The sequence below is a fragment of the Pseudomonas sp. BF-RE-22 genome, assembly GCF_019956155.1.
Taxonomy (GTDB): Bacteria; Pseudomonadota; Gammaproteobacteria; order Pseudomonadales; family Pseudomonadaceae; genus Aquipseudomonas; species Aquipseudomonas migulae.
Genome location: NZ_JAHBDD010000022.1, coordinates 198,460 through 217,580, shown reverse-complemented (window position 1 = coordinate 217,580; position 19,121 = coordinate 198,460). Strand labels below are relative to the sequence as shown.

The following is a 19,121-nucleotide window of genomic DNA, read 5'->3' as shown; positions in this document are numbered from 1 at the left end:
ACCGAGTCACGGCCCATCGCCAGCAAGCCGGCTCCTACAGGACCGGGGTGCCCCAAACTCATCAAACACCACAAAAACACTGTAGGAGCCGGCTTGCCGGCGATGGCAATCCGTCAGGCACCACAAGCCTCGAGGACACCATCGCCGGCAAGGATTGGGGTGAACACCACCTCACCAAACACCACAAAACCTGTAGGAGCCGGCTTGCTGGCGATGGCAATCTGACAGACACCACAAGCCTCGAGGACGCCATCGCCGGCAAGCCGGCTCCTACAAGGTTGCGGTGATGCCTACGAACAGGCCACTTTCAGCGGCGTTGAAATCAGCCGGTCGCGAAACGCCAGATAATGCTTGAGCACCTGAGCCGGTGCTTCGGTTTGCGGGTAATGGCCGATGCCGGGCAGCAGGACCGTGTCCGGGTTCGGGATCAGCTCCCGATAGCGTTCGACCATATGCCCGCCGGAGATCGGATCGACCTCGCCATCGATCACCCGCAACGGCACTTCGCCGCGCTGCATGGCACTCACCCAACGCTCGCGCTGAACCCTGCGCTCGGGGATGTAGGCAATCAGCTTGTGCATGATCCGTGGCCCGTGATTGCTGTCGATCAGGCTCCAGAAATCATCCATCTCACTCTCGGTCGGACGGCTCTGCGGTCCGAAAATCTGGCGGAAACTCTTCACCAGCGCATCACGGGAAAACGCGCGGCCGATCATCCAGCCCACCGGGCTGAGCAACAGTTTTTGCATCAGTACCGGACGATGGGTTTCAGGAAACAACCCCCCATTGAGGAACACGCAACTGGCGAGGTGAATGCGCGCCTCGTAATGCCGGGCCAACAGTTCCTGAGCCACGCTGTCGCCATAATCGTGGGCGAGCACGTGCACCGGTTGCTCGACGTTCAAATGTTCCAGCAACGCCTGTTGCAGATCGGCCTGCTCCAAGAGGCTGTATTCATGATCCACCGGTTTGGCTGAATCGCCGAAACCGAGCATGTCGCAGGCAATCACCCGATAACGCTGGGCCAGCGGCTGCCACAGGTAGTGCCAGTCCCAACTGGCGGTCGGGAAGCCATGGATGAGCAACAGCGGCTCACCCTGCCCCGCCGTCCAGTAACGCACCGTCTGATCACGAAAGTCGAACGTCTGGCTGCGCTTGCGCCAGACACACAGGGGGATCTCGGCGAGAGGCATCAGAGTTTATATCCCGCGTCTTGTTTATCGAGTTTGCGCAGCAGCGCCGGCCAGGCCAGTGCGCCGCCCATCCCTTGTGCACTTTTGGTGACGCCGGCGATCATTGCCTTGGCGCCCGCCAGAATCTGCGGTTCGATGGCGATGAGTTCCGCGCCACCGTTCTGTGCCAGCACCTGGATATCGCAGGCGCGCTGGAAGGTGAACATCATCAGGAACGTGTCGGCGATGGTGCCGCCGCAGGTCAGCAACCCATGGTTGTGCAGCATCAGGAAATTGTTTTCACCGAGGTCGGCCTGCAGCCGCGCCTTCTCTTCGTGGTTCAGCGCAACGCCTTCATAGGCGTGATACGCCAGGCTCGACAGAACAAACAGCGACTGTTGGCTGATCGGCAAAACGCCCTGCTTCTGCGCCGACACCGCAACGCCTGCCGCCGTGTGCGTGTGCAATACACAGACGACATCGTGCCGCACTTCGTGCACGGCGCTGTGGATGGTGTAACCCGCCGGGTTGATCTCGTAAGGGCTGTCCATCAGCTTGTTGCCGGCCTGATCGACCTTGACCAGGCTCGAAGCGGTAATTTCGTGGAACATCAACCCGAACGGGTTGATCAGGAAATCTTCAGTGCCTGGCACCTTGGCGGAGATGTGCGTGAAGATCAGATCATCCCAGCCATGCAGGGCGACCAGACGATAACAGGCGGCCAGATCGACGCGGGTCTGCCACTCGGCGGCACTGACCTGGTCTTTGACACTGTGGGGCGATTGGACGGGGGCTACGCTCACGACAAGGAACTCCTGTTCTTATTGTTTTGCTCACGTTTAGCAGTCTAGTCAGCCCCCGGGGTTCATGTAGTTGCATTGGCAGCCAGCTTGATGACCTAGCGAGTCACTGCGCCAGACAGCTTGGATCCATGTCAAAGTACCGCCGCCAACAAGGGGGCAGCGAACCGGTTCCGCAACCCCGAAGCGGCACAATCCTGGCTCGCCTTGCTGCGCGATTGGCCAGTCAGCCCCGCAGAGCGGTGACGAGTTCCGCCAGCCAGGGTTCGGCATCGGTTTCCGGGGTGACGCTTTCGCTGGCATCCAGGCGCAGCATCGGCAGCACTTCGCGGATGCCCAGTTCGCCGAACAGCTCGCGCATCAGCTCACCGCCGCCACAGAACGTATCGCCGTAGCTCGCATCGCCCAGGCCGATCACCGCGCCCGGCAAACCACGCCAGGCGGCCGGCAATTGATCGCGAATGGCGAAATACAACGGTTGCAGGTTGTCCGGCAGTTCGCCCATGCCCGTGGTCGAAGTCACTGCCAGGAAGGCTTGCGGGCCAAACGCCTGTACATCGGCAAGGCTGGCGCGCGGGTTGTGAAAGGTTTCGAAGCCCGCGGTTTTCAAAATATTCGCAGCGTGGCGAGCGACTTCTTCAGCCGTGCCGTACACCGAGCCCGAAAAGATGGCGACTTTCATCAATCTGATCCTGAAGCTGAGTAAAAAGATGAGGGATATTAACAGCCGCAGCAAAAAAGCTGCGATTAGCTCTCATTAAGCATTGAAGGCCGCTAGAGTTCTTTTAGAATGCTGCGCTCAATCAATCTGGAAAGGATTCTCCGATGATCAACGCACAACTGCTGCAAATGGTGATTGACGCGTCCAACGACGGCATCGTGATTGCCGAAAAAGAAGGTGAGCACGACAACATCCTGATTTACGTCAACCCGGCGTTCGAACGACTGACCGGTTACACCAGCGAAGAAATCCTCTACCAGGATTGCCGCTTTCTGCAATCAGGTGACCGCGACCAGGAAGCGCTGCCCTTGATTCGCAATGCGTTGAGCAGTGGCGGCTCCTGCCGGGAAATCCTGCGCAACTACCGCAAGGACGGCACGCCCTTCTGGAATGAGCTGTCGCTTTCTACGGTGAAAAACCCGAGTGACGGTCAGACGTATTTTGTCGGCGTGCAAAAGGACGTCACCGTGCAGGTCAAGGCGCAGCAGCGGGTAGCGCAGCTTGAAGCGCAAGTGGCAGAGCTTCAGGCCGAGCTCGCCGCGCTCAAACCGACGAACGGCGCAAACAAAACCGAGAATTGATTGTCATTAACTACAATCACCGATGACTTTGTTACTTTTCCTTTCGAGCCCATCATGCAGCGCGACGCACTCCTGACCCAGGATGAGCTGGATTTTATCCAGACCATGCAACACAACCCGCAACTCAATGTGCGGGATGCGACGTCGAGTCTGCTTGTAAATGGTGGTTCGCAAATCCGTGACCTGCTCACGCGCCTTGCTGCTCATGAGCAAGTCACGATCCAGGCCAACTTCGAAAATCAGCAAATGACCTTCCCGCTGCACCTGGTGGAAGACGAATTTCACGCGCTGCATTTACGCCTCGGCGTCCCCAGCATTTATGAAGACGGACCGCTGGTCCGGCCATGGCGCCTGGTCCTCGAAGAACCGGTCGCCCTGGAAAATGCCGCCGGCCATGCCGGCACGATGTGGGTGCATGAAGTGTCGTTCAAAGGGGTTTTGCTGGAAGTTCGCAACAAGACCAAACCGCCCAAGCATTTCGCGTTGTGGTTCAGCCCGTCAGGCTACGAACGTATCGCGTTGCGCGGCACCTTCGAGAGAGAAACCGAGAACGGCTTCTTTGCCTATCAGTTGAGTCAGAGCGACAAGGATGAAACCGAGCGCCTTCGCCAGTACATCCTTCAGCAGCATCGACTGACCCACCCGACCCTGCATCTGTGATTCAGGTATCCAGGTTGCCTGCCAGGAACTGTTTCAGGCGCTGACGCATCACCACTCCTTCGTTACCCAGGCAGCCGATGGACGATCCGTCCAGGCTCTCCTGCACCAGTTCCGACGCGTCACCGGCCAGCATCAACTGGCAATCCAGGCTCATCGCCAGACGATTCAAACGTCGCGGCAAATCACTGGTCGGCGCGTGATTGGAAAACAGCACCAACGCCTGGGGCTTGACCCTTTCGCAGACCAGCGCCAGTTCATCAAAGGGCTGACCAACCGCCAGCAATTGAATGGCCGAATCGACACTGCTCAAAAACAGCGCCGTGACCAACAGTTCGAGTTCGCGACATTGATCGTTCAGGGGACAGACAATCACGCGCCGTGGCTGCATGACGCGCACCAGCAGCAGCCGCTGTAATACCCGTGAACGCAAAAAACCGTCCAGGAATAGCCACTCGCTGGCCTGGCCGAACACTTCCTGACGTTGCAGAAATTGCTTCCAGAGTGGCATCAGAATGTCCTGAAACGCCACGGTCAGGGGGTAACTGGAAAAGATCTGCCCATAGACCTGCTCCAGTTGCACCTCATCGAACACGCTCACCGCCGCTTTGACTTGTTCCTGCCACTGCGCGTAGTCAGCCTGCACCAGTTCGTTGGGAATGATGTGCGACAACGCTTGAAGCGGGGCAGTCTTGGCCAGTATCTTGCCGACCTTGCTGACGGCGACGCCACGTTCGATCCAGCCCAGGATGCTGCGGACCCGCTCGATATCGGTCATTGCGTACAAGCGATGCCCGCTTTCGGTGCGCATTGGCTGAATCAGACCATAACGTCGCTCCCACGCCCGCAAGGTGACCGGATTGACGCCCGTCAGCCGTGATACTTCACGGATTGGAAACAGTTCTTCCTTTTCGATGGAAAGAGCACGCTGCAAACCAGCGACATCTTCAGTCAAGACAGGCATAGGGCAGTCAACGTCCGCGTGTAAATTGGATCCCATTCTACCTCTCTTGCCCCATCACCATTCAATACATTAATGAACGACGATTGTCGCTGCCATAACCTGTAGAATCCGGACTAATCCTTGCTTGTTCCGAGACGCAGCCCATCACCCCGGCGCTGCGCCTGGCGAAACTCCTATCCGGAGTAACGCGATTGTCATACGGAGATACATAATGTCTACCTCCCCCGTCACGCTGATGGTTGCGCGCCGCGTCGCCGATGGGCGTTATCAGGACCTGATGGCCTGGTTGCGCGAAGGCGAACAACTGGCCACCGATTTCCAGGGTTATCTCGGCTCAGGCGTGCTCGCCCCGCCGCCCGACGATGACGAATTCCAGATCATTTTCCGCTTCGCCAACGCCCAGACCATGCACGCCTGGGAGCATTCGGCCTCGCGTACCGCCTGGCTCGCGCGCGGCAGCGACTTGTTTGCGCATAAGACGGAACATCGCGTGAGCGGCATCGAAGGCTGGTTCGGCGCTGTCGGCCAACGTCCACCGCGCTGGAAACAGGCCGTGGCAATCTGGTTGGCGTTCTTCCCGGTGTCGTTGTTGTTCAACTTCGTACTGGGGCCGTTGCTCGGCGAAATGAGCCTGCTGCCTCGGGTATTCATCAGCACGCTGTGTCTGACGCCGTTGATGGTCTACTTCTTTATTCCGCTGTCGACCCGTTTGTTGGCGGGTTGGCTGCAAAGTACACCGCAACGACGGTTGCCCGCCGAGCCGTCCTCCCAAAATCACTGAGCCCTTGTAGGAGCGAGGCTTGCCCGCGAAAGCGATGTACCGTTCAACATATTTTGTCAACTGTTACACCGCTTTCGCGGGCAAGTCGGATCGCCGCGCCGCACGCTCCTACAAAAGCCACCTCACGGCTCGTCGCTGGTATAGTTTTGCTCTTACCGCGACGCGAGCCGTTCATGACCTCTTCATCCGCCCCGATCCTCATCACCGGTGCCGGCCAGCGTGTCGGCCTGCACTGTGCGCAGCGATTGCTCGAAGACGGCCATGCGCTGATCTTCAGCTATCGCACTGAACGCCCCGGCGTACAGGCATTGCGTGATCTAGGGGCAACGGCAATCCTCGCCGACTTTTCCAGCGAGGGCGGGATTCTCGCCTTCATCAGCGAACTGAAAACCCACACCGACTGCCTGCGGGCGATCATCCACAACGCATCCGAATGGCTGGCCGAAACGCCGGACACCGACGCCGCAGCGTTTACCCGCATGTTCAGCGTGCACATGCTGGCGCCCTACCTGATCAACCTGCACTGTGCCGACTTGTTGCAACGCTCGACCCCGGCGGACATCGTGCACATCAGCGATGACGTCACGCGCAAGGGCAGCAGCAAGCACATCGGCTACTGCGCCAGCAAAGCCGGGCTCGACAGCCTGACCCTGTCCTTCGCGGCGAAGTACGCGCCTGACATCAAGGTCAACGGCATCGCACCCGCCCTGCTACTGTTCAACCCTGACGACGACGCGGCGTACCGCGCCAAGGCTCTGGCCAAATCCGCATTGGGTATCGAACCCGGTAGCGACGTGATCTACCAAAGCCTGCGTTATTTGCTCGACAACCCTTATGTCACCGGCACGACCCTGACCGTCAACGGCGGGCGGCACCTCAAGTAAGTTGCCCCGCGAGGATATTTCATGACGTTATCCCGGCCCCAGAACGCCCTGTCCCAGAACTACCGCGAGATCCTCATCGGCCTCGGCGAAAATCCCGAACGCGAAGGCCTGCTCGATACCCCGGCGCGCGCAGCCAAAGCCATGCAGTACCTGTGTCATGGTTACGAGCAATGTGTCGAAGAAATCGTCAACGGCGCGTTGTTCGCTTCCGACAACGATGAAATGATCATTGTCGACAACATCGAGCTGTACTCACTCTGTGAACATCACCTGCTGCCCTTCATCGGCAAGGCGCATGTGGCTTATATTCCCACGGGTAAAGTGCTGGGCCTGTCGAAGATTGCGCGGCTGGTGGACATGTTTGCCCGTCGCCTGCAAATCCAGGAAAACCTCACCCGGCAAATCGCCGACGCGGTGCAACAAGTGACCGGTGCCGCCGGTGTTGCGGTGGTCATCGAGGCACAGCACATGTGCATGATGATGCGCGGCGTCGAGAAACAGAATTCGACCATGAACACCTCGGTGATGCTCGGCGCCTTCCGCGAGTCGAGCAACACCCGCCAGGAGTTCCTGCAATTGATTGGACGGAGCAAGTAGCAATGCCACAACTTCAACCAGGAATGGCACGCATCCGGGTCAAGGACCTGTGCCTGCGGACGTTCATCGGGATCAACGAGGATGAAATCCTCAACAAGCAGGACGTGCTGATCAACCTGACGATCCTGTATGCAGCCCAGGAAGCGGTGCGTGACAACGACATCGATCACGCGCTGAATTACCGGACCATCACCAAAGCGATCATCGCTCACGTGGAAGGCAATCGCTTTGCCCTGCTCGAACGCCTGACCCAGGAAATTCTCGATCTGGTCATGGCCAATGAGTCGGTGCTGTACGCCGAAGTCGAAGTCGACAAGCCCCACGCCCTGCGTTTCGCCGAGTCAGTGTCGATCACCCTGGCCGCGAGCCGCTGACCGCGTCTGGCGCATTGCTCGCCAGACTTTTATTATCTCGCGCACGACTGAACAGCACAGAGCCCATCATGACTGACCAACAACGCCTCGAACTTGAAGCCGCCGCCTTCCGCCGGCTGGTCGCGCACCTGGACAGCCGCAAGGATGTGCAGAACATCGACCTGATGAACCTCTCGGGTTTCTGCCGCAACTGCCTGTCCAAATGGTACAAGGCCGCGGCTGACGAACGTCAGATCGAGGTCAGCCTCGACGACGCCCGTGAAGTCGTCTACGGCATGCCGTACGCCGAGTGGAAAGCCCAATATCAGCAAGAAGCCAGCGCCGAGCAACAAGCGGCGTTCGCCAAAGGAAAACCCAATGAGTGATTTGAACACCCTGCGCGCCAGCCTCAAGAGCGGCGAACACGTTTTTGCTGACACCCTGGCCTTCATCGCCGCCGGTTATGACTACCAGCCACAGGCGTTCAACAACGGCGGCGTGGAGAACGCCGCCGGGCAAAACGAAGGTTCGTGCAAGACCCTGGGCCTGGCGCTGCTGGAAGGGTTGAGCGATGAAGAAGCACTGTTGGCATTCGGCGAGCATTACCGCTCCGTCGTAGCCACCCCAGAAGGCAGCGATCACGGCAACATCCGCGCGTTGATTGCCCATGGATTGGCCGGTGTGAAGTTCACCCAGCAACCCCTGACCCGCCGCTGATTTCTGAGCAACACCTCCCACTGTAGGAGCCGGCTTGCTGGCGATGGCGTCCTCAATGTCGATGCAAGACTTAAGGGCCCCATCGCCGGCAAGCCGGCTCCTACAGGGTTTCGTGTTGCCTGGCTGATTTTGCACAACGCTCAAACCACATCCCGACTTTTAAGATTGACCCGGCAACTTTATTTCGTTTGCCGGGCACCACTGCTCACGGCTTAGATAAAAAGAAGCATCCCTTCTTCAGAGTCGGTCATCCATGAGCAGCGAAACCATCAGCCGGTCGATCAACATCGTGCACCCTGTCACGCTCAGCCACGGCAAAAATGCCGAGGTCTGGGACACCGAGGGCAAACGCTACATCGACTTTGTCGGCGGCATCGGCGTGTTGAACCTCGGCCATTGCCACCCGCGCATCGTCGAGGCCATTCGCGAACAAGCCACCCGGTTGACGCATTACGCGTTCAACGCCGCCCCGCACGTGCCTTACCTCGAACTCATGGAGCGTCTGGCCGCGTTCATCCCGGTGGATTACCCGGTCAGCGGCATGCTCACCAACAGCGGCGCGGAAGCAGCGGAAAACGCCCTGAAGATCGTCCGGGGCGCGACCGGTCGCACGGCCGTCATCGCTTTCGACGGCGCCTTCCACGGGCGCACCCTCGCCACTCTCAACCTCAATGGCAAAGTCGCCCCCTACAAACAGAAGGTCGGCGTGTTGCCCGGTCCGGTGTTCCACTTGCCCTACCCGAGCAAGGACAACGGCGTGACCTGCGCCGAAGCGTTGAAGGCGATGGATCGGCTGTTCAGCGTCGAGATCGATGTCGACGACGTGGCGTGTTTTATCGTCGAGCCTGTGCAGGGTGAGGCCGGTTTCCTGGCGATGGATGTCGAGTTCGCTCAGGCCTTGCGCAAGTTCTGTGATGAAAAGAACATCCTGCTGATCGCCGATGAAATTCAGTCCGGCTTCGGCCGCACCGGCCAGCGGTTTGCGTTCTCGCGACTGGGCATCGAGCCGGACCTGATCCTGCTGGCCAAAAGCATTGCCGGCGGCGTGCCGCTGGGGGCGGTGGTCGGGCGCAAGTCGCTGCTCGACACCTTGCCCAAGGGCGGTCTGGGCGGCACTTACTCGGGCAATCCGATCGCCTGCGCCGCTGCGTTGGCGACGCTGGATGAAATGACCGACGCCAACCTGCACGCCTGGGGTTCGCAGCAGGAGGAAGCGATCGTCAGCCGCTACGAAGCCTGGCGAGCCAACAAGGTTTCCCCTTATCTCGGACGCCTGACCGGTGTCGGCGCCATGCGCGGCATCGAACTGGCCAACGCCGACGGCACACCCGCCCCGGCGCAGCTGACACAACTGTTGGCCCTGGCCCGTGAAGCGGGGTTGCTGCTGATGCCTAGCGGCAAGTCGCGGCACATCATCCGGCTGCTGGCGCCGTTGACCACGGAGGCGGCGGTGCTGGAAGAAGGCCTCGACATCCTGGAGGCGTGCCTGAAAAAGCTGACCTGATCCCTGTAGGAGCCGGCTTGCTGGCGATCCAGTCGACTCGGTATGACAGGAGCACCGCGCCGCCTGCATCGCCAGCAAGCCGGCTCCTACAGGACAAGCAAAATGAGCGGCACAAAAAAACCGGCCGAAGCCGGTTTTTTCAGTTCAACGGAATCAGAACGAAGCGTTCTGCAGACCGTCGAGGTAACGCTCGGTGTCCAGTGCCGCCATGCAACCAGCACCGGCCGAGGTGATCGCTTGACGGTAAACGTGGTCAGCCACGTCACCGGCAGCAAAGATGCCTTCAACGTTGGTCGCGGTCGCATTGCCTTCACGGCCGCCGTGCACCACCAGGTAACCGTCTTTCAACGTCAGCTGGCCTTCGAACAGCGAGGTGTTCGGGGTGTGGCCGATGGCGATGAACACGCCGTCGACTTTCAGCTCGTCGAAGCTGCCGTCGTTGTTCTTCAGGCGAGCACCGGTCACGCCCATGTTGTCGCCCAGGACTTCGTCCAGGTTCGAGTTCAACTTCAGGATGATCTTGCCTTCGGCAACACGAGCATTGAGCTTGTCGATCAGGATCTTCTCGGCGCGGAAGGTTTCGCGACGGTGGATCAGGGTCACGGTGCTGGCGATGTTGGCCAGGTACAGGGCTTCTTCGACAGCGGTGTTACCGCCACCGACCACGGCCACTGGCTTGTTGCGGTAGAAGAAACCGTCGCAGGTCGCGCAGGCCGAAACGCCTTTGCCCATGAACGCTTCTTCCGATGGCAGGCCCAGGTAACGAGCGCTGGCGCCGGTGGCGATGATCAGGGCGTCGCAGGTGTAAGTCGCGCTGTCGCCGGTCAGGGTGTAAGGCTTGGCGGCGAAGTCCACGGCATTGATGTGATCGAAAACGATCTCGGTTTCAAAGCGCTCGGCGTGCTCACGCATCCGCTCCATCAACGCCGGGCCGGTCAGACCGTGGACATCGCCCGGCCAGTTGTCGACTTCGGTGGTGGTGGTCAGTTGACCGCCGGCTTGCATGCCGGTGATCAGCAGTGGCTTGAGGTTGGCACGGGCGGCATACACCGCGGCGCTGTAACCGGCAGGGCCGGAACCGAGAATAATCACTCGCGAATGACGGACTTCAGACATGACCTGCTCCTGTTGACCGGCCCGGAATACCTGGCGCGGAACGCCGGATTGCCGGCGGGAATAAAAAAGGACCGTTGAAAGCACTTGGGGAAGGCTTGAACTCGACAGTCCTGTAAAAAGATTGGGTGCAGCGTATCGAGGGGGCGAAGATTAAGGAAATACGGTTTAACAATCCAGCTCATAGGCGGTCTCTATCCCGTCACGGCCAATATATAGACGCCTTTGTTACTGTTGATGTCGATGCTGCGACCGCGCTTTCGCCCGTAAGGCAAAGCCGGTAAGGTCGGCGCGTTTCCCTTCTGCTCGGAGCTCGATATGCCCGCCCCTGTTCTGTCCGGCCCGCAATACCTGCGCGAAGGCCTCAAGCTGGTCCTCAGCCCCAGCCTGCGTTTATTCGTGTTGCTGCCGCTGGCAATCAATCTGGTGCTGTTCGTCGGATTGATCTATCTGGCCGGCCATCAATTCAGTCTGTGGGTCGATACGCTGATGCCGTCCCTGCCCGACTGGCTGAGTTTTCTCAGCTACATCCTCTGGCCGATTTTCGTGGTGCTGGTGGTGTTGATGGTGTTCTTCACCTTCACCATGCTCGCCAACGTCATCGCTGCGCCGTTCAACGGTTTTCTCGCGGAGAAAGTCGAAGTGGTGGTGCGCGGCACCGACGACTTCCCGGCTTTCAGCTGGGGTGAACTGATCGCCATGATCCCGCGCACCCTCGCCCGGGAAATGCGCAAACTCGGCTACTTCCTGCCGCGGGCGATCGGGCTTTTCATCCTCTCGTTCATCCCGGTGGTGAACATCATCGCCGCACCGCTGTGGCTACTGTTCGGCGTATGGATGATGGCGATCCAGTACATCGACTACCCGGCGGACAACCACAAGTTGGGCTGGAAAGAGATGCTCGCGTGGTTGCGTGAGAAGCGCTGGCAGAGCATGAGTTTCGGCGGGAGTGTTTACCTGGTGCTGCTGATTCCGGTGGTCAATATTCTGATGATGCCGGCGGCAGTAGCCGGGGCGACATTGTTCTGGGTGCGAGAGCGCGGTGCGGAGAATCTGGTGACGCAACGCTAAGCCGGTCACAAATCCATCATCAAAACGCCACAACGACGACATGGCCTCAGCCGACACTGAGGTCATGACGACAGCTCTGCATATCACCCTGATCACCGAAACCTTCCCTCCCGAAATCAACGGCGTGGCCAATACCCTTGGCCGCTTGTGCGACGGTTTGCGCGCGCGCGGGCATCAGGTGGAACTGGTGCGGCCACGCCAGGGTTGCGATCAGCAGCTGGGCAGCGACGATGAATTACTGCTGTGCCGGGGCTGGCCGCTGCCGGGGTATCCGGGCTTGCAATGGGGTCAGTCGTCGATGCACAAGCTGCTACGACGCTGGAAGCGCCAGCGCCCGGACGTGCTGTACATCGCCACGGAAGGACCGCTGGGCCTGTCCGCGTTGCGTGCAGCACGGCGCTTGGGGATTTCGGTGGTCAGCGGTTTTCACACCAACTTCCAGCAGTACTCCAATCAGTACGGGCTCGGATTGCTCACGCGCCTGCTGACCCACTACCTGCGCTGGTTTCACAATCGCTCGACCCTGACGCTGGTGCCGAGTGTCAGCCAGCGACTGGAGTTGGAGCGCCGGCATTTCGAGCGGCTGGCATTGCTGTCCCGTGGGGTCGACAGTCAGTTGTTCCACCCGACCAAACGGCTGCAATCGTTGCGTGAGCAATGGGGCCTTGGCGAGAAGGACATCGCAGTCATCCACGTAGGACGCCTGGCACCGGAGAAGAACCTTGGTTTGCTCAAGCGCTGTTTCGACACGCTGAAAGCGACTTATCCACAGCGAATCCTAAAGCTGATCATCGTCGGTGACGGTCCGCAACGAGTGGCTCTGGAACAGGAACTGCCCGAAGCGATTTTCTGTGGCACTCAGCGCGGCGAGACCCTGGCCAGCCACTATGCGTCAGGGGATGTGTTTTTGTTTCCGAGCATGACCGAAACCTTCGGCAATGTGGTGCTTGAGGCACTCGCGTCAGGGTTAGGCGTGGTGGCCTACGATCAGGCTGCGGCGGCGCAGCATATTCGCCATGGCTACAACGGCGTGCTGGCGATGCCGGGGGATGAGGAGGCGTTCAGCGATGCCGCGGTGTGGCTGCTTGAGAAGCGCGAAACCTTGCGATGCGTAAGGCTCAATGCGCGCCAGCATGCGAGTCGGCAGGGTTGGGCAGCGATTATCGAGCAGTTCGAGGGGCAGTTGCGGGGGGCTTGTTCGCAGGAACAGGTTTTGCCTGATGTGGCTTTGTTGCCTTAAAGGCTTCGCGGGCAAGCCGGGTCGCCGCACCGCTCGCTCCTACAGGGACTTGCGTTCCGGCACATACCCTGTAGGAGCGAGGCTTGCCCGCGAAGAGGCCTTTCCAGTCGCCGCTTAAACCAGCGTCATCAACGCCTCACGGCTGAACGGCAGGATGTCTCCCTCACGACCGTCACGCACTTTCTGCGCCCAGTCCGGGTCCACCAGCAGCGCACGCCCCACTGCCACCAGATCGAACTCGTCGTTGTTCAAACGCTCCAGCAGTTTTTCCAGACTGGCCGGCTGCGCGATCTTGTCGGTGTTGACCATGAATTGCAGGAACTCGCCATCCAGGCCGACGCTGCCCACGGTGATGGTCGGCTTGCCGGTCAGTTTGCGCGTCCAGCCTGCCAGGTTCAGCTCGGAACCGTCGAACTCCGGCTCCCAGAAACGGCGCGTCGAGCAGTGGAAAATGTCCACGCCAGCGTCGGACAACGGCTTGAGGAACTCGCCCAGCGCTTCCGGTGTTTGCACCAGACGCGCGGTGTAATCCTGCTGCTTCCACTGAGAGAAACGGAAGATGATCGGGAAGCCTTCACCGACTGCCGCACGCACCGCCTGAATCAGTTCGATGGCGAAACGCGAACGGTTCGCCAGGTCGCCACCGTATTCATCGGTGCGCTGATTGGTGCCTTCCCAGAAGAACTGGTCCACCAGGTAGCCATGGGCGCCGTGGATTTCCACGCCGTCCATGCCGATGCTTTGCGCGTCTTTGGCAGCTTGAGCGAACGCGGCGATCACGTCCTGGATATCCTGTTTAGTCATGCCGTGAACCACGACCTGACCATCCTTCAGTTTTTCCGACGGACCGTAACCCGGCACGCTGGCGTCAGGCTCGGTGCCGATGCGACGCACGCTGCCGACATGCCAAAGCTGCGGAACGATCTTGCCGCCTTCGGCATGCACCGCATCGACGACTTTCTTCCAGCCGGCCAGCGCGGCTTCACCGTAGAAATGCGGCACGTTCGGGTAGCCGTTGGAGGCCTTGTGGCCGACGGTGGTGCCTTCGGTGATGATCAAGCCCACGCCTGCAGCGGCGCGACGACGGTAGTACTCGATCACTTTGGAATTGGGTACGCCACCCGGCGAAAACGAGCGGGTCATCGGCGCCATGACGACACGGGTCGGCAGTTCGAGGGTGCCGAGGTGGAACGGTTTGAACAGGGCTTTGACAGGCATGGGACGCTCCACGGAAAATGACTTTATGACGAGGATAATATGGAGTTGGGAACGCCTTGAATAGCACTATTGATTTTGGTGATTAAGGAATAAAAGGTGGAAAGCATCGTAGGAGCGAGCGGGCGGCGCTCCGACTTGCCCGCGAAGGCGGTCGGTCAGTCGACATCATTACTGACTGACCTGACGCCTTCGCGGGCAAGCCTCGCTCCTACAGGGGGAATCAGCTCAGGGCTTTTTCGATTGCCTGAATGACAGTGGGATCATCCGGCGCCGTACGCGGTGAGAACCGTGCCAGTACGCGACCGTCCTTGCCGAGCAGGAATTTTTCGAAGTTCCAGGTGATATCACCCGGGAATTCAGCCCCCTCGCCCGCCAGCAGGCGGTACAACTGATGACGCTCATGACCGTTGACTTCCAGCTTGCTGGACAACGGAAAGGTCACGCCATAGTTGAGGCTGCAGAACTCCTGGATCTCTTTCTCGGTACCCGGTTCCTGTCCGGCAAACTGGTTGCACGGCAAGCCCAGCACGCTGAAGCCTTTACCTTTGTATTGCTGGTAAAGGTTTTCCAGCGCCGCGTATTGTGGGGTCAAGCCACATTTGGAGGCGACGTTGACCACCAGCACGACATGCCCCTTGAAGGGCGCCAGAGGTAGCTCCTGACCATCCAGGCCTGTCAAATTAAGGTCGTGAAAAGCACTCATGACGTACTCCAGATTCCCGTGTTCTTCTCGAAACAGCCTCTTGGTGAGGCCACCAAGGACAGCCGCGGACTAAAAAGGCGCCCTCGGGCGCCTCTCCAGTTCTCTGAGCTTAGCGCAGAAAATCAGTGGTGATGGCCACCTTCGCCATGGACGTGACCATGAGCGATTTCTTCCTGGCTGGCGTCACGGATGGCGATGATCTTGACCTGGAAGTTCAGGCGCTGACCGGCCAACGGGTGGTTGCCGTCGACGGTGACATCGTCGCCGTCCAGATCGCGAATGGTCACGATCTGCATTTGGCCGTCTGGTGCGGAAGCGTGGAACTGCATGCCCACTTCCAGCTCGTCGACGCCTTCGAACATGCTGCGGCTCAGCGTGCTGACCAGTTCGGCAGCGTATTCGCCGTAAGCGTCTTCAGGTTCAACGGCCACGGTCAGCTCGTCGCCGACTGCTTTGCCTTCCAGAGCCTTTTCCAGGCCCGGAATGATGTTGCCTGCGCCTTGCAGGTAGACCAGCGGCGCGCCGCCGGCGGAGCTGTCGATGACCTCACCAGCGTCGTTGGTCAGGGTATAGTCGATGGAGACAGCCTTATTGGCGGCGATCAGCATGGGGCGAGACCTTTTGCATAAGAATTTAGAAAGGCCAAGTTTAGCGAAGCAATCGTCCGAAAGCGAACACAACCCGGACAGACGGAATGCGGCGCCAGGCTCGACGGTCACAGGTTTCCATCAGGACGAGGACGGGCATTGGGTGGCCGAGCTGTCCTGTGGCCACACGCAGCACCTGCGCCACCAGCCACCGTGGCAATCGCGCGCCTGGGTCATGGACCCACTGCTGCGTCATGAAAAAATAGGTCAGCCCTTTGAATGCGGTTGGTGCGCACAAGGCTCGGTTAGCGATAACCTTGGCGACTGAATTTCGGTAGATCGTCAGCTATAGATGATCACCTTTGTCATGCTCCCTTAGAGAATCCGCATGCAAACTTTTTTTATCGCGCCCACCGATTTTGGTGTGGGTCTGACCTCCATCAGCCTCGGGCTGGTGCGCACCCTCGAGCGGGCCGGCCTCAAGGTCGGCTTTTTCAAACCGATTGCCCAACCGCATCCTGGTGATACCGGGCCGGAGCGCTCCACCGAACTGGTGGCGCGAACCCACGGTTTGAAACCGCCGCAACCGCTGGGCCTGGCGCACGTCGAGCGCATGCTCGGCGACGGCCAGCTCGATGAGTTGCTCGAAGAAATCATCACGCTCTATCAGCAAGCGGCCATCGGCAAGGACGTCCTGATCGTCGAAGGCATGGTCCCGACCCGCAGCGCCAGTTACGCCGCGCGGGTCAATCTGCATTTGGCCAAGAGTCTGGATGCCGACGTGATTCTGGTTTCGGCACCGGAAAACGAAGTGCTGACCGAGCTCTCCGGTCGCGTGGAGTTGCAGGCGCAATTGTTCGGCGGGCCGAAAGACCCGAAAGTCCTCGGCGTGATCCTCAACAAGGTCAAGACCGACGAGAGCATGGAGGCCTTCGCCTCGCGCCTCAAGGAGCATTCGCCGTTGCTGCGCAGCGGTGATTTCCGCTTGCTCGGTTGCATCCCGTACCAGCCGGAACTGAACGCGCCGCGCACCCGCGACGTGGCCGATCTGATGGGCGCGCAAATCCTCAATGCCGGCGACTACGAAACCCGGCGCATGACCAAAATCATCATTTGTGCGCGCACCATGCGCAACACCGTGGAGCTGCTCAAGCCCGGCGTGCTGGTGGTGACGCCCGGCGATCGCGACGACATCATCCTCGCCGTCAGCCTCGCCGCCATGAACGGCGTGCCGCTGGCCGGCCTGCTGCTGACCAGCGACACCCTGCCCGACCCGCGCATCATGGACCTGTGTCGTGGCGCCTTGCAGGCCGGTTTGCCGGTGTTGTCGGTGAGCACCGGCTCCTACGACACCGCGAACCAGCTGAACGGTTTGAACAAGGAAATCCCGATCGACGACCGCGAGCGTGCGGAGATCATCACCGACTTCGTCGCCAGCCACCTCGACGCCAACTGGCTGCACCAGCGTTGCGGCACGCCACGGGAAATGCGCCTGTCGCCTGCGGTGTTCCGTTATCAATTGATCCAGCGCGCCCAGGCCGCCAACAAGCGCATCGTGCTGCCCGAGGGCAGTGAGCCGCTGACCGTGCAAGCCGCGGCAATCTGCCAGGCGCGCGGCATTGCCCGTTGCGTGTTGCTGGCGAAACCGGCGGACGTCGAAGCCGTGGCGCGTGCCCACGATATCGAACTGCCGCCAGGCCTGGAGATTCTCGACCCGGACCTGATTCGCGAACGTTACGTCGAGCCGATGGTTGCGTTGCGCAAGACCAAAAGCCTCAACGCGCCGATGGCCGAGCAGCAACTGGAAGACACCGTGGTGATCGGCACCATGATGCTGGCGCTGGATGAAGTCGACGGCCTGGTGTCCGGTGTCATTCACTCCACCGCCAACACCATCCGCCCGGCCTTGCAGTTGATCAAGACCGCGCCGGGCTGCACCCTGGTGTCGTCGGTGTTCTTCATGCTGTTTCCCGAAGAGGTGCTGGTCTACGGCGACTGCGTGATGAACCCGCACCCGAGCGCCACGGAACTGGCCGAGATCGCCCTGCAAAGTGCGGACTCGGCAGCAGCGTTCGGCATTACGCCGCGCGTGGCGATGATCAGCTACTCCAGCGGTGAATCGGCCAGCGGCGAAGAGGTCGAGAAGGTCCGCGAGGCGACGTTGCTCGCCCACGAACAACAACATTCGCTGCTGATCGACGGCCCGTTGCAGTACGACGCCGCCGCCAACGAAACCGTTGCCCGGCAACTGGCGCCGAACAGTCAGGTCGCCGGCCGCGCCACGGTGTTCGTGTTCCCCGACCTGAATACCGGCAACACCACGCACAAAGCCGTGCAGCGCAGCGCCGACTGCGTCAGCCTCGGCCCGATGCTGCAAGGCCTGCGCAAACCGGTGAACGACCTGCCGCGTGGCGCGCAAGTCGACGACATCGTGTACACCATCGCGTTGACCGCGATTCAAGCTGCCAACCGACCTCTGGATGTTTAAATGCTGGATTTCCTGCCTGCCGCCGCACGCGGCGTGATTGCATCGTTGTTGCTGGCACTGAATACGATTCTGCTCTGCTCGTTTCTGTTCTGCGTAGCGATTTTCAAGGTGTTGCCGTTCGCCCTCACCCAGCGTTTCACACGCTGGCTGATGAACCATACCCATGAAGCCTGGATCAGCAACAACAAGGCCTGGATGAACCTGGTCCGCCGCACCCGCTGGCACCTCAGCGGCCTTGAAGGGCTGGACTATCAGCACTCGTACCTGATCACCAGCAACCACCAGAGCTGGGTCGACATCATGGTGTTGCAGTACGTGCTCAACCGTCGTATCCAGCCGCTGAAATTCTTTCTCAAGCAAGAGCTGATCTGGGTGCCGGTGATTGGCCTGGCCTGGTGGACGCTGGGCTTTCCGTTCATGAAGCGCTATTCCAAGGCTTACCTGGAAAAGCACCCGGAGAAGAAAGGCAAAGACCTGGAAACCACGCGCAAGACCTGTGCGAAGTTTCGTGATAACCCGGTGGGGATTTTCAATTTCGTCGAAGGCACGCGCTTCACCGAAGGCAAGCATGCGCAGCAGAAATCCCCGTTCAAGTACCTGCTCAAACCCAAGGCCGGTGGCATTGCGTTTGTGCTGGACGCCATGGGTGAGCAGCTGGAGTCGATCGTCAACGTGACGATTCACTATCCGGGCGGGCGTCCGGGGTATTGGGATCTGTTATGCGGGAACGTTGCGGACGTGGTGGTGCACTTTCAGGAGTTGAAGATTCCGCCGCAGTTTATTGGCAAGAACTACGACCAGGATGGGGAGTATCGGTTGCAGTTTCAGGGGTGGATCAATCAGCTTTGGTTAGACAAGGACGCGCTGCTGACGCAGATGCATCGCGAGTATCCCGCCCAGTAATCAGGTGCCTGTTCCGGCCCCTTCGCGGGCAAGCCTCGCTCCTACGGATTTACGTCGTTCCCGATGT

22 protein-coding genes are annotated in these 19,121 nt (G+C 59.9%); 14 read left to right on the top strand and 8 right to left on the bottom strand.

The window, feature by feature from the left end:
* Positions 1 to 290: 290 nt before the first annotated feature.
* The 3 genes from KGA82_RS13630 to KGA82_RS13620 form a co-directional block, all read right to left on the bottom strand.
* Positions 291 to 1,193 carry an alpha/beta fold hydrolase gene (locus tag KGA82_RS13630; RefSeq protein WP_008037329.1) on the bottom strand — a complete coding sequence of 301 codons (903 nt, stop codon included), beginning with the start codon at positions 1,191 to 1,193 and terminating at the stop codon, positions 291 to 293.
* A complete protein-coding gene (locus KGA82_RS13625; protein WP_207285263.1) occupies positions 1,193 to 1,975 on the bottom strand; it encodes a class II aldolase/adducin family protein in 783 nt (260 codons plus the stop codon). Before KGA82_RS13625 ends, KGA82_RS13630 begins: the two co-directional genes overlap by 1 nt.
* 223 nt (positions 1,976 to 2,198) lie before the next feature.
* Positions 2,199 to 2,654 (bottom strand): flavodoxin, encoded by a 456-nt coding sequence (locus KGA82_RS13620; protein ID WP_008026983.1) that lies wholly within the window; start codon positions 2,652 to 2,654, stop codon positions 2,199 to 2,201.
* 143 nt (positions 2,655 to 2,797) lie between these two features.
* Here KGA82_RS13620 and KGA82_RS13615 point away from each other — a divergent pair, with 143 nt between their 5' ends.
* Together KGA82_RS13615 and KGA82_RS13610 are read left to right on the top strand one after the other, a co-directional pair.
* On the top strand, positions 2,798 to 3,274 hold the full coding sequence (locus tag KGA82_RS13615) for a PAS domain-containing protein (protein ID WP_008037334.1): 477 nt from the start codon (positions 2,798 to 2,800) through the stop codon (positions 3,272 to 3,274).
* Positions 3,275 to 3,328: 54 nt separating this feature from the next.
* Positions 3,329 to 3,934, top strand: a complete 606-nt coding sequence (locus tag KGA82_RS13610; RefSeq protein ID WP_008037336.1) for a hypothetical protein — start codon at positions 3,329 to 3,331, stop codon at positions 3,932 to 3,934.
* Position 3,935: 1 nt separating this feature from the next.
* Here the strand turns inward: KGA82_RS13610 and KGA82_RS13605 are convergent, their stop codons facing one another.
* Positions 3,936 to 4,895 carry a MerR family transcriptional regulator gene (locus tag KGA82_RS13605; protein WP_223450716.1) on the bottom strand — a complete coding sequence of 320 codons (960 nt, stop codon included), beginning with the start codon at positions 4,893 to 4,895 and terminating at the stop codon, positions 3,936 to 3,938.
* A 211-nt stretch (positions 4,896 to 5,106) separates the two neighbouring features.
* Between KGA82_RS13605 and KGA82_RS13600 the strand changes: the two genes are divergently transcribed.
* The 7 genes from KGA82_RS13600 to KGA82_RS13570 all read left to right on the top strand — a co-directional run bounded on the left by KGA82_RS13600 (position 5,107) and on the right by KGA82_RS13570 (position 9,731).
* Positions 5,107 to 5,676 (top strand): antibiotic biosynthesis monooxygenase, encoded by a 570-nt coding sequence (locus KGA82_RS13600; protein ID WP_223450714.1) that lies wholly within the window; start codon positions 5,107 to 5,109, stop codon positions 5,674 to 5,676.
* A 173-nt stretch (positions 5,677 to 5,849) separates the two neighbouring features.
* Positions 5,850 to 6,560 carry a dihydromonapterin reductase gene (folM, locus tag KGA82_RS13595; protein WP_008037344.1) on the top strand — a complete coding sequence of 237 codons (711 nt, stop codon included), beginning with the start codon at positions 5,850 to 5,852 and terminating at the stop codon, positions 6,558 to 6,560.
* 21 nt (positions 6,561 to 6,581) lie between these two features.
* Complete coding sequence (gene folE, locus KGA82_RS13590) at positions 6,582 to 7,157, top strand: GTP cyclohydrolase I FolE (RefSeq protein ID WP_223450712.1); 576 nt, start codon at positions 6,582 to 6,584, stop codon at positions 7,155 to 7,157.
* Positions 7,158 to 7,159: 2 nt separating this feature from the next.
* A complete protein-coding gene (gene folX / locus KGA82_RS13585) occupies positions 7,160 to 7,531 on the top strand; it encodes a dihydroneopterin triphosphate 2'-epimerase (protein ID WP_008026970.1) in 372 nt (123 codons plus the stop codon).
* A gap of 68 nt (positions 7,532 to 7,599) precedes the next feature.
* Positions 7,600 to 7,896, top strand: a complete 297-nt coding sequence (locus KGA82_RS13580; RefSeq protein ID WP_008026968.1) for a DUF1244 domain-containing protein — start codon at positions 7,600 to 7,602, stop codon at positions 7,894 to 7,896.
* Positions 7,889 to 8,227 carry a HopJ type III effector protein gene (locus KGA82_RS13575; RefSeq protein WP_008037347.1) on the top strand — a complete coding sequence of 113 codons (339 nt, stop codon included), beginning with the start codon at positions 7,889 to 7,891 and terminating at the stop codon, positions 8,225 to 8,227. Before KGA82_RS13580 ends, KGA82_RS13575 begins: the two co-directional genes overlap by 8 nt.
* A 253-nt stretch (positions 8,228 to 8,480) precedes the next feature.
* On the top strand, positions 8,481 to 9,731 hold the full coding sequence (locus tag KGA82_RS13570) for an aspartate aminotransferase family protein (RefSeq protein WP_207285267.1): 1,251 nt from the start codon (positions 8,481 to 8,483) through the stop codon (positions 9,729 to 9,731).
* 153 nt (positions 9,732 to 9,884) lie between these two features.
* Here the strand turns inward: KGA82_RS13570 and trxB are convergent, their stop codons facing one another.
* The gene (gene trxB / locus KGA82_RS13565) at positions 9,885 to 10,847 is read right to left on the bottom strand and encodes a thioredoxin-disulfide reductase (RefSeq protein WP_008026963.1); all 963 of its coding nucleotides are present in this window, start codon (positions 10,845 to 10,847) and stop codon (positions 9,885 to 9,887) included.
* A gap of 315 nt (positions 10,848 to 11,162) precedes the next feature.
* On the opposite strand from trxB, the gene cysZ reads away from it, so the two are divergent.
* A complete protein-coding gene (gene cysZ / locus KGA82_RS13560) occupies positions 11,163 to 11,915 on the top strand; it encodes a sulfate transporter CysZ (RefSeq protein WP_223450710.1) in 753 nt (250 codons plus the stop codon).
* Positions 11,916 to 11,955: 40 nt separating this feature from the next.
* A complete protein-coding gene (locus KGA82_RS13555) occupies positions 11,956 to 13,155 on the top strand; it encodes a glycosyltransferase family 4 protein (protein ID WP_223450708.1) in 1,200 nt (399 codons plus the stop codon).
* Positions 13,156 to 13,269: 114 nt separating this feature from the next.
* Here KGA82_RS13555 and KGA82_RS13550 read toward each other — a convergent pair whose 3' ends face one another.
* The 3 genes from KGA82_RS13550 to KGA82_RS13540 form a co-directional block, all read right to left on the bottom strand.
* Positions 13,270 to 14,373 carry an NADH:flavin oxidoreductase gene (locus KGA82_RS13550; RefSeq protein WP_207285270.1) on the bottom strand — a complete coding sequence of 368 codons (1,104 nt, stop codon included), beginning with the start codon at positions 14,371 to 14,373 and terminating at the stop codon, positions 13,270 to 13,272.
* A 220-nt stretch (positions 14,374 to 14,593) separates the two neighbouring features.
* Positions 14,594 to 15,076: a glutathione peroxidase gene (locus tag KGA82_RS13545; RefSeq protein WP_008037360.1), complete on the bottom strand. Its 483-nt coding sequence runs from the start codon at positions 15,074 to 15,076 to the stop codon at positions 14,594 to 14,596.
* A gap of 122 nt (positions 15,077 to 15,198) precedes the next feature.
* Positions 15,199 to 15,684, bottom strand: coding sequence for a peptidylprolyl isomerase (locus KGA82_RS13540; protein ID WP_008026954.1), 486 nt, complete (start codon positions 15,682 to 15,684; stop codon positions 15,199 to 15,201).
* Here KGA82_RS13540 and KGA82_RS13535 point away from each other — a divergent pair.
* From KGA82_RS13535 to KGA82_RS13525, 3 genes are read left to right on the top strand one after another with little or no spacing between them, the layout of a single operon-like run.
* Positions 15,653 to 15,991: a DUF3565 domain-containing protein gene (locus KGA82_RS13535; RefSeq protein WP_192227739.1), complete on the top strand. Its 339-nt coding sequence runs from the start codon at positions 15,653 to 15,655 to the stop codon at positions 15,989 to 15,991. The two genes, KGA82_RS13540 and KGA82_RS13535, sit on opposite strands and share 32 nt — an antisense overlap.
* 60 nt (positions 15,992 to 16,051) lie before the next feature.
* The gene (gene pta / locus KGA82_RS13530) at positions 16,052 to 18,151 is read left to right on the top strand and encodes a phosphate acetyltransferase (protein ID WP_008026952.1); all 2,100 of its coding nucleotides are present in this window, start codon (positions 16,052 to 16,054) and stop codon (positions 18,149 to 18,151) included.
* Positions 18,152 to 19,054, top strand: coding sequence for an acyltransferase (locus KGA82_RS13525; protein WP_223450707.1), 903 nt, complete (start codon positions 18,152 to 18,154; stop codon positions 19,052 to 19,054).
* The last annotated feature ends 67 nt before the right edge of the window (positions 19,055 to 19,121 follow it).

What these genes read in the sequence shown, in the direction of transcription:
- KGA82_RS13630 (WP_008037329.1), bottom strand. Translation starts at nt 1,193, where the DNA reads ATGCCTCTCGCCGAGATCCCCCTGTGTGTCTGGCGCAAGCGCAGCCAG.
- KGA82_RS13620 (WP_008026983.1), bottom strand. Translation starts at nt 2,654, where the DNA reads ATGAAAGTCGCCATCTTTTCGGGCTCGGTGTACGGCACGGCTGAAGAA.
- KGA82_RS13615 (WP_008037334.1), top strand. Translation starts at nt 2,798, where the DNA reads ATGATCAACGCACAACTGCTGCAAATGGTGATTGACGCGTCCAACGAC.
- KGA82_RS13610 (WP_008037336.1), top strand. Translation starts at nt 3,329, where the DNA reads ATGCAGCGCGACGCACTCCTGACCCAGGATGAGCTGGATTTTATCCAG.
- KGA82_RS13605 (WP_223450716.1), bottom strand. Translation starts at nt 4,895, where the DNA reads ATGCCTGTCTTGACTGAAGATGTCGCTGGTTTGCAGCGTGCTCTTTCC.
- KGA82_RS13600 (WP_223450714.1), top strand. Translation starts at nt 5,107, where the DNA reads ATGTCTACCTCCCCCGTCACGCTGATGGTTGCGCGCCGCGTCGCCGAT.
- folM (WP_008037344.1), top strand. Translation starts at nt 5,850, where the DNA reads ATGACCTCTTCATCCGCCCCGATCCTCATCACCGGTGCCGGCCAGCGT.
- folE (WP_223450712.1), top strand. Translation starts at nt 6,582, where the DNA reads ATGACGTTATCCCGGCCCCAGAACGCCCTGTCCCAGAACTACCGCGAG.
- folX (WP_008026970.1), top strand. Translation starts at nt 7,160, where the DNA reads ATGCCACAACTTCAACCAGGAATGGCACGCATCCGGGTCAAGGACCTG.
- KGA82_RS13580 (WP_008026968.1), top strand. Translation starts at nt 7,600, where the DNA reads ATGACTGACCAACAACGCCTCGAACTTGAAGCCGCCGCCTTCCGCCGG.
- KGA82_RS13575 (WP_008037347.1), top strand. Translation starts at nt 7,889, where the DNA reads ATGAGTGATTTGAACACCCTGCGCGCCAGCCTCAAGAGCGGCGAACAC.
- KGA82_RS13570 (WP_207285267.1), top strand. Translation starts at nt 8,481, where the DNA reads ATGAGCAGCGAAACCATCAGCCGGTCGATCAACATCGTGCACCCTGTC.
- trxB (WP_008026963.1), bottom strand. Translation starts at nt 10,847, where the DNA reads ATGTCTGAAGTCCGTCATTCGCGAGTGATTATTCTCGGTTCCGGCCCT.
- cysZ (WP_223450710.1), top strand. Translation starts at nt 11,163, where the DNA reads ATGCCCGCCCCTGTTCTGTCCGGCCCGCAATACCTGCGCGAAGGCCTC.
- KGA82_RS13555 (WP_223450708.1), top strand. Translation starts at nt 11,956, where the DNA reads ATGGCCTCAGCCGACACTGAGGTCATGACGACAGCTCTGCATATCACC.
- KGA82_RS13550 (WP_207285270.1), bottom strand. Translation starts at nt 14,373, where the DNA reads ATGCCTGTCAAAGCCCTGTTCAAACCGTTCCACCTCGGCACCCTCGAA.
- KGA82_RS13545 (WP_008037360.1), bottom strand. Translation starts at nt 15,076, where the DNA reads ATGAGTGCTTTTCACGACCTTAATTTGACAGGCCTGGATGGTCAGGAG.
- KGA82_RS13535 (WP_192227739.1), top strand. Translation starts at nt 15,653, where the DNA reads ATGGAGACAGCCTTATTGGCGGCGATCAGCATGGGGCGAGACCTTTTG.
- KGA82_RS13540 (WP_008026954.1), bottom strand. Translation starts at nt 15,684, where the DNA reads ATGCTGATCGCCGCCAATAAGGCTGTCTCCATCGACTATACCCTGACC.
- pta (WP_008026952.1), top strand. Translation starts at nt 16,052, where the DNA reads ATGCAAACTTTTTTTATCGCGCCCACCGATTTTGGTGTGGGTCTGACC.
- KGA82_RS13525 (WP_223450707.1), top strand. Translation starts at nt 18,152, where the DNA reads ATGCTGGATTTCCTGCCTGCCGCCGCACGCGGCGTGATTGCATCGTTG.